The 6,256-nt window shown below is 74.7% G+C and carries 6 protein-coding genes; 3 read left to right on the top strand and 3 right to left on the bottom strand.

Features of this window, described 5'->3' with window-relative positions; genetic code table 11:
• The coding region (locus AB0L74_RS22675; RefSeq protein ID WP_365655094.1) for a bifunctional DNA primase/polymerase at window positions 1–594 on the top strand (594 nt) is incomplete at its 5' end.
• A gap of 283 nt (window positions 595–877) precedes the next feature.
• Window positions 878–1,423 carry a hypothetical protein gene (locus AB0L74_RS22670; protein WP_365655122.1) on the top strand — a complete coding sequence of 182 codons (546 nt, stop codon included), beginning with the start codon at window positions 878–880 and terminating at the stop codon, window positions 1,421–1,423.
• A gap of 267 nt (window positions 1,424–1,690) precedes the next feature.
• Here the strand turns inward: AB0L74_RS22670 and AB0L74_RS22665 are convergent, their stop codons facing one another.
• The 3 genes from AB0L74_RS22665 to AB0L74_RS22655 form a co-directional block, all read right to left on the bottom strand.
• Window positions 1,691–2,656 (bottom strand): DUF5926 family protein, encoded by a 966-nt coding sequence (locus AB0L74_RS22665; RefSeq protein WP_365655091.1) that lies wholly within the window; start codon window positions 2,654–2,656, stop codon window positions 1,691–1,693.
• A 143-nt stretch (window positions 2,657–2,799) separates the two neighbouring features.
• On the bottom strand, window positions 2,800–3,438 hold the full coding sequence (locus tag AB0L74_RS22660) for an ATP-binding protein (protein ID WP_365655088.1): 639 nt from the start codon (window positions 3,436–3,438) through the stop codon (window positions 2,800–2,802).
• Between the two features lie 232 nt (window positions 3,439–3,670).
• Window positions 3,671–4,498 (bottom strand): glycerophosphodiester phosphodiesterase, encoded by an 828-nt coding sequence (locus tag AB0L74_RS22655; RefSeq protein ID WP_365655085.1) that lies wholly within the window; start codon window positions 4,496–4,498, stop codon window positions 3,671–3,673.
• A gap of 258 nt (window positions 4,499–4,756) precedes the next feature.
• On the opposite strand from AB0L74_RS22655, the gene AB0L74_RS22650 reads away from it, so the two are divergent.
• Window positions 4,757–6,196 (top strand): trypsin-like peptidase domain-containing protein, encoded by a 1,440-nt coding sequence (locus AB0L74_RS22650; protein WP_365655082.1) that lies wholly within the window; start codon window positions 4,757–4,759, stop codon window positions 6,194–6,196.
• The last annotated feature ends 60 nt before the right edge of the window (window positions 6,197–6,256 follow it).

Here is a 6,256-nt window from a genome sequence, read left to right as displayed (position 1 = left end):
GCGGCCCTGACCTTCGCGACTCGATGGCAGTGGCCCGTAGTTCCGGGCGTGACGGCCGGCTCGCGGGGACGGTCCCGCTGCGGCTGCCCGGACCCGGAGTGCACGGTGCCCGGTGCCCACCCCTTCGACCCCGGCCTCCTCGCGGCCACGACCGACGCGCGCATGGTGCGCTGGTGGTGGACCAACCGCCCGGCGGCACCGATCATCCTCGCGACCGGCGGCCGGGCGCCGTGCGCCGTGTCGCTGCCCGCGCTGCCGGCGGCCCGCGCCCTGGCCGCGCTCGACCGCGGGGGCATGCGGCTCGGCCCGGTCGTCGCCTCGCCCGCCCGCTGGGCGCTGCTGGTCCGGCCGTACTCCATGGAGCAGCTCGGTGAACTGCTCTACGCCAAGGACTTCGTCCCCGGTTCCCTGCGCTTCCACGGCGAGGGCGGCTATCTGGCCCTGCCGCCGTCCGAGACCGGCCAGGGCACCGTCCGCTGGGAGCGGGCGCCGCTGCCCGGCTCCGCCTCCCCCTGGCTGCCCGACGTGGAGGCCGTGGTGGACGCGGTGGTCGACGCCCTCACTCGTACGGGCGTGAGCGCCCCCGAGTTGTAGGGGTGTCGGGCGCGGGGGAGCCGGGGGCCCGCGCGCTGTCGTTATCGTCCGCCTCATGCCGCTTCATCGTGGGGAGCACCACAGGTTCCGTGCGCACGCCGGGCCCGGGCGGGACCGCCGTTCCCGGAGCGGGACGCGGGGCGGTCCGGCGCCGGGTGAGCACGGTGCCGGGCCCGGGCGGCACCACGGGCCCGCGGCCGGGCGGCACCACGGGCCCCACGGGCCCGCGGCCGGGCGGCGCGGCCCCGGCGAAGGGCCGGGCAGCGGGCCCGGCCCGCGGCGGATCAGGGCGGCCGCCCTCGCCGGCGTCGTGGCGTGCGCGGTGGTGCTGCCCTTCGCCGTGGCGTCCGCGGGGCCCGTGGGCGAGCCCCTCCCCCCGGTGCGGGAGTCCTCCGCGCAGGCCGGTGACGGCGCCGACGGCAAGGCCCCCGGTACGGGCCTTCCGCGCACGGCGCCGCTCGGCCTCGGCCCCTCCACCGCGGTGCGCTGCGGACCCGAGCTCGCCTCGCCCGGCGGCATCGAGGCGCAGACCTGTCTCCTGGTCCAGGCGCGGGAGACCTGGGCGCGGACCTACTACCGCAACGCGACCGGCGGCCCGCTGCGACTGGTGCTGAGTCTGCTGGGGCCGGGTGGCCGCACGCTCCAGATGCGCTGCGCGGTGGGGGAAGAGGGCGAGCCGGGGACGTGCGAGACACCTCGGGAGCGCATGCGGGACGAGCCGGCGGCTTACAGCGCCGTCGCCGAGTTCGCCGGACCGGCCGACGGGGCGGGCACCGGTCCGCTGCTGCTGCGCGCCGGCAGCAACTCGCCCCTCGACCAGGCGAGTTGAGGAGCGGCCGCGGTGCTCGTCCGGGCACCGCACATGGAAAGACCCGGTTGCTGGCGACGGGGGATGCACCAGCAACCGGGCTACTGGAACGGTAACAAGAGATCGGCGGTTAGCAAATTCGATCTCTGTGTTTCCGGACACCGATCCGGTCACGGTCCTCCTCCCCGACGGGCGCGCGCCGACGGGGAGTTGTGACCGGTATCACTCGGTGAGGGCGCGGTGCCCGGCGGGCCGGCCGGCCCGCCGGCCCGGGCCGGGCGGTGCGGGTCAGCTGAGCGTGACCTGCCGGTTGGTCAGGCCGCCGCGGGCCCGGCGCTCGTCGGCGGTGAGCGGAACGTCCGAGGCCAGGGCCTCGGCGAGGCGCTCGGCGAACTCGGCCGCCGGCTTCTCCACGTCCTGCGCGGTGACCCCGCTGGGCAGGTCCCAGACCGGGACGGTGAGCCCGTGGGCGCGGAAGGAGCCGACCAGGCGCGTGCCCTCGCCCAGGCCGGACCGCCCGGCCGCCTGCAACCGCGCGAGAGCGTCCAGAAGCCGCTCCTCCGCGTGCGGCATCACCCACCGCAGATGGTTCTTCTCCGGCGTCTCGCACCAGTAGGCGGCGTCCACGCCCTGGAGCTTGGCGGTGGGGATCGCGGCGGCGTTGGCCCGCTCCAGGGAGGCGGTCACCTCCGGCGTGGCGTTCTCCTGGTCCGGCACCCAGAACTCGAAACCGGAGTGCACCACCGGCTCGAACGGGCCCTGCGGGTCGAGCAGATCCTGAAGCCGCGGACCGTCGGCCGGAGCGCGGCGGCCCTGCACCGGGGTGCCCGGCCGCGCGGTCAGCGCGCGCTGGAGGGTGTCGGCGAGGTCGCGGCTGAGGTCGCCCGACGCGGTGTCGTTCTGCAGGCCGAGCAGCACCGAGCCGTCGTCGCGGCGCAGCGCCGGCCAGGCCATCGGCAGGACGGTGGCCAGCGTGACCGACGGGACGCCCTCGGGCAGCCCGCCCTTCAGCGCCAGCTCGGCCGTGGCGGCGGGGACCAGCTCCCGCAGCGCCACCCAGTCGCACTCACCGGGCAGCCCCTCGAACGGGCGGTGCACCAGCTCGGTCACGGCCTGCGCTGCGGCCCGGCCGTGACAGGCCTTGTAGCGGCGGCCGCTGCCGCACGGGCAGGGCTCGCGGGCACCGACGACCGGGACCTCTTCGTCGCTGAGCTGCGGGCGCTTGGCCTTCGTCTGGGGTCGCTTCTTGGCCATCTGGGTGTCTCCCGGTTACGGCTCTTCTCGTACGGGCGCGAGCCTAGCCGTTCGCGCCCCGGCCGACGGGACCCTGTGGATGACGGCGCCCGGCCGCCGCGCCGGGGAGCCGCCCGGTCCGCGGCCGCGGCGCGGTCCGCCCCTCAGCCCAGCTCGTCGAAGGCGCCGGCGAAACCGAGATCGGGGATCCCGGACACCGGCGGCGCCCCGACCCGTGTCGCGAAGTCGTCCCGGCGGTGCCCCGCGTCGGGGTCGTGCACGTCGTCGTCGACGACGACCCAGACCGTGACCTCACCGCGGGCGTCGTTCCGTACACCCCAGTCGTCGGCCAGCGCGGTGATGATGTTCAGCCCGCGGCCGCCGTGCGCGGTGACCGACGGGGTGGCCGGCGCCGGGCGGGTCGGGCCACCGCCGTCCGTGACCTCGACGACGAGCCGGCCGCTGCCCTCCACCCGCCAGGCGGCGCGGACGGCGCCGTCCCCGGCCAGGGCACCGTCCAAGGGCCGGCCGTGTTTGCACGCGTTGCTCAACAGTTCGGAAAGGATCAGTACGGCATCGTCGATGACCGATTCCGCCACGCCGCCTCTGCGCAACTGATCGCGCATACGGTGTCTTGCTTCCCCCACGCCCGCAGGGCCATGGGGTACGGCCATGCTCGACGACGTGGGCACCTCCTGTGCCACCACCAACGCCACCCCCGAGACCTCCTTCGCCCCACGCCACGGTGTGGATGCCCCATTGGCCTGTACCGGAAACCGGCCGATCGCCTCGCGGTGGCGCATTCGTCACGACCGAACACGGACCGAACGCGCCGGAGCACTCCCTGTCATCGGATGATCAAAGGAACACGAAGGAACACCGAAGGAACACCGAAGGGACGCCGAAGGGACGCCGAGGGAACGCCGGAGGAGGTCGAGGGAGCCGAGGGCGGTCGAGGGATCGTCGTGTGTTCGCCGATGCTTCGTCGTCTGTTCGTCGACGGGTGGCCGGAATCGGACGCCCGCGGAGCGGTGCTCAGCGGCCGAGCCGGTCCAGCACCGCGCGCGGCCGGTTGGTGATGATGGCGTCGACGCCCAGTTCCACGCAGAGATCGATGTCCTCGGGCTCGTTCACGGTCCACACGTGCACCTGGTGACCGGCCGCCTTCAGGCGCTCGATGTACGCGGGATGGGCGCGCGCGATCCGGATGGAGGGGCCCGCGATCCGGACGCCCGCGGGCAGCCGCCCGTCCCGCAGACGGGGCGAGACGAACTGCATCAGGTAGACCACGGGCAGCGTCGGCGAGGCGGCCCGCACCCGGTGCAGCGAGCGGGCCGAGAAGCTCATCACGCGCACCGGGGACCGCGCGGGGTCGGCCGGGGCGTCCAGCCCGAACCGCTTCAGGAGCAGCAGCAGCCGCTCCTCCACCTGGCCCGCCCAGCGTGTGGGGTGCTTGGTCTCGATGGCCAGCTCCACCCGGCGCCCGGCGTCGCAGACGAGCTGGAGCAGCCGCTCCAGGGTCAGGACGGAGGTGGCCTCCCGGTCCTCCGGCCGGTGCTCCCACTGGGGCTGCTCGTCGCGTGCCCGCCAGGACTCGCGCGTCTTGCGCGAACCGAAGTCCAGGGCGGCCAGGTCGGCGAGCTCCAGGGCCGAGACGGCGCCGCGGCCGTTGGACGTGCGGTTGACGCGGCGGTCGTGGACGCAGACGAGGTGGCCGTCGGCGGTCAGGCGCACATCGCACTCGAGGGCGTCCGCCCCGTCCTCGATGGCTTTGCGGTACGCCGCCAGGGTGTGCTCGGGCGCGTCCTCGGACGCGCCGCGGTGGGCGACGACTTGGATCCGGTGCTGCCGTGGGTGGGTCACCGCGTCATGGTGCCACCGCGCGCGGGCGGGCGTGGGGCCGGACGGGAGCATCGCGTCCGTTTAGTCTTGGATGGGCCGCTGTAAGGAACGGCCGCCGACCCACAGCAACGGCTTATGGTGCTCTGACGGCCCGTGGGAAAAGCTGTCGTAGGACAGACCTGCACAGCTGCATCGCGCCGGACCGTCGACCAGCGTGCACGAGCGTGGCCGCGTCCCACCAGTGCGACCGAACAACTGCCGTGATCGAGGAGTGAAGCTGTGAGCACCGAGAACGAGGGCACCGCGGTACCCCCGGCCCCGCCCGCACCCCCCGTGCCGGTGGATTCTCCCGCAGCCTCCGCGCGGGAGGCGGCGGCGCCGCACGGCGGCGCGCCCACGCCGCCGGCCGCGCCCCCGGCCGGCGCCGCGCAGGACCACTCCGCTCAACCGCACTCCGCCGCGGGCCCCTACGCGTACGGGACCCGCCAGGGCTCCGCCCCCGACGCCGCCTGGCCGCCCCCGCCGCCGGCCGGCCCGGTGTACGGCGCGGGCGGCGACGGCCCCGGCGGCTGGGGCTCCTCGTACCAGCAGCCCGGGCCCAAGCCGCGCCGCGGCGGGCTGGTCGCCGCCCTCCTGATCGCCGCGCTGGTCGCGGGCGGCCTGGGCGGCGGCCTCGGCTACACCCTGGCCAAGGACAACGACGAGAGCGGTTCCACCACGGTCTCCGCCTCCGACACCGGCGGCTCCGTCAAGCGCGACGACGGCACGGTCGCGGCCGTGGCCGCCAAGGCGCTGCCCAGCACGGTCACCATCGAGGCCGAGGGAACCGGCGGCGAGGGCGGCACGGGCACCGGCTTCGTCTTCGACAAGCAGGGCCACATCGTCACCAACAACCATGTGGTGGCGGAGGCGGTCGACGGAGGCAGGCTCACCGCGGCCTTCCCCGACGGCAAGAGGTACGACGCCGAGGTGGTCGGCAACGCCCAGGGCTACGACGTCGCGGTCATCAAGCTGAAGAACGCCCCGTCGGACCTGAAGCCGCTCCCCCTCGGTGACTCCGACAAGGTGGCCGTCGGCGACTCCACGATCGCCATCGGAGCCCCCTTCGGCCTGTCCGACACGGTGACCACCGGCATCATCAGTGCCAAGAACCGCCCCGTGGCCTCCAGCGACGGCAGCGCCGGCAGCAAGCCGTCGTACATGAACGCCCTGCAAACCGACGCCTCGATCAATCCGGGCAACTCCGGCGGCCCGCTGCTGGACGCCCGCGGCAGCGTCATCGGCATCAACTCCGCGATCCAGTCCGCGAGCAACGGCCTGGGCGGCACCGGCCAGGCCGGCTCCATCGGCCTGGGCTTCGCCATCCCGATCAACCAGGCCAAGTACGTCGCCCAGCAGCTGATCAAGACCGGCAAGCCGGTGTACGCCAGGATCGGCGCGTCCGTCTCCCTGGAGGAGACGGCGGACGGAGCCCAGATCACCGACCAGGGCGCCGGCGGCTCCGAGGCGGTCGAGCCGGGCGGGCCCGCCGACGACGCGGGCCTGAAGCCCGGCGACGTCATCACCAAGCTGGACGACCGGGTGATCGACAGCGGCCCGACCCTGATCGGCGAGATCTGGACCCACCAGCCCGGCGACAAGGTGACCGTCACCTACGAGCGCGACGGCAAGCGGCACACGGTCGAACTCACCCTGGGCTCCCGCGTCGGCGACAACTGAGCCCCACGCGCGCGTGCCGGCCCGTTGCCCTGGTCCCCGCACCGCCGGTCACGGGCGGTG

The sequence above is a fragment of the Streptomyces sp. NPDC052020 genome, assembly GCF_040680575.1.
Classification (GTDB): Bacteria; Actinomycetota; Actinomycetes; order Streptomycetales; family Streptomycetaceae; genus Streptomyces.
This window is presented reverse-complemented; position numbering and strand designations above follow the sequence as displayed.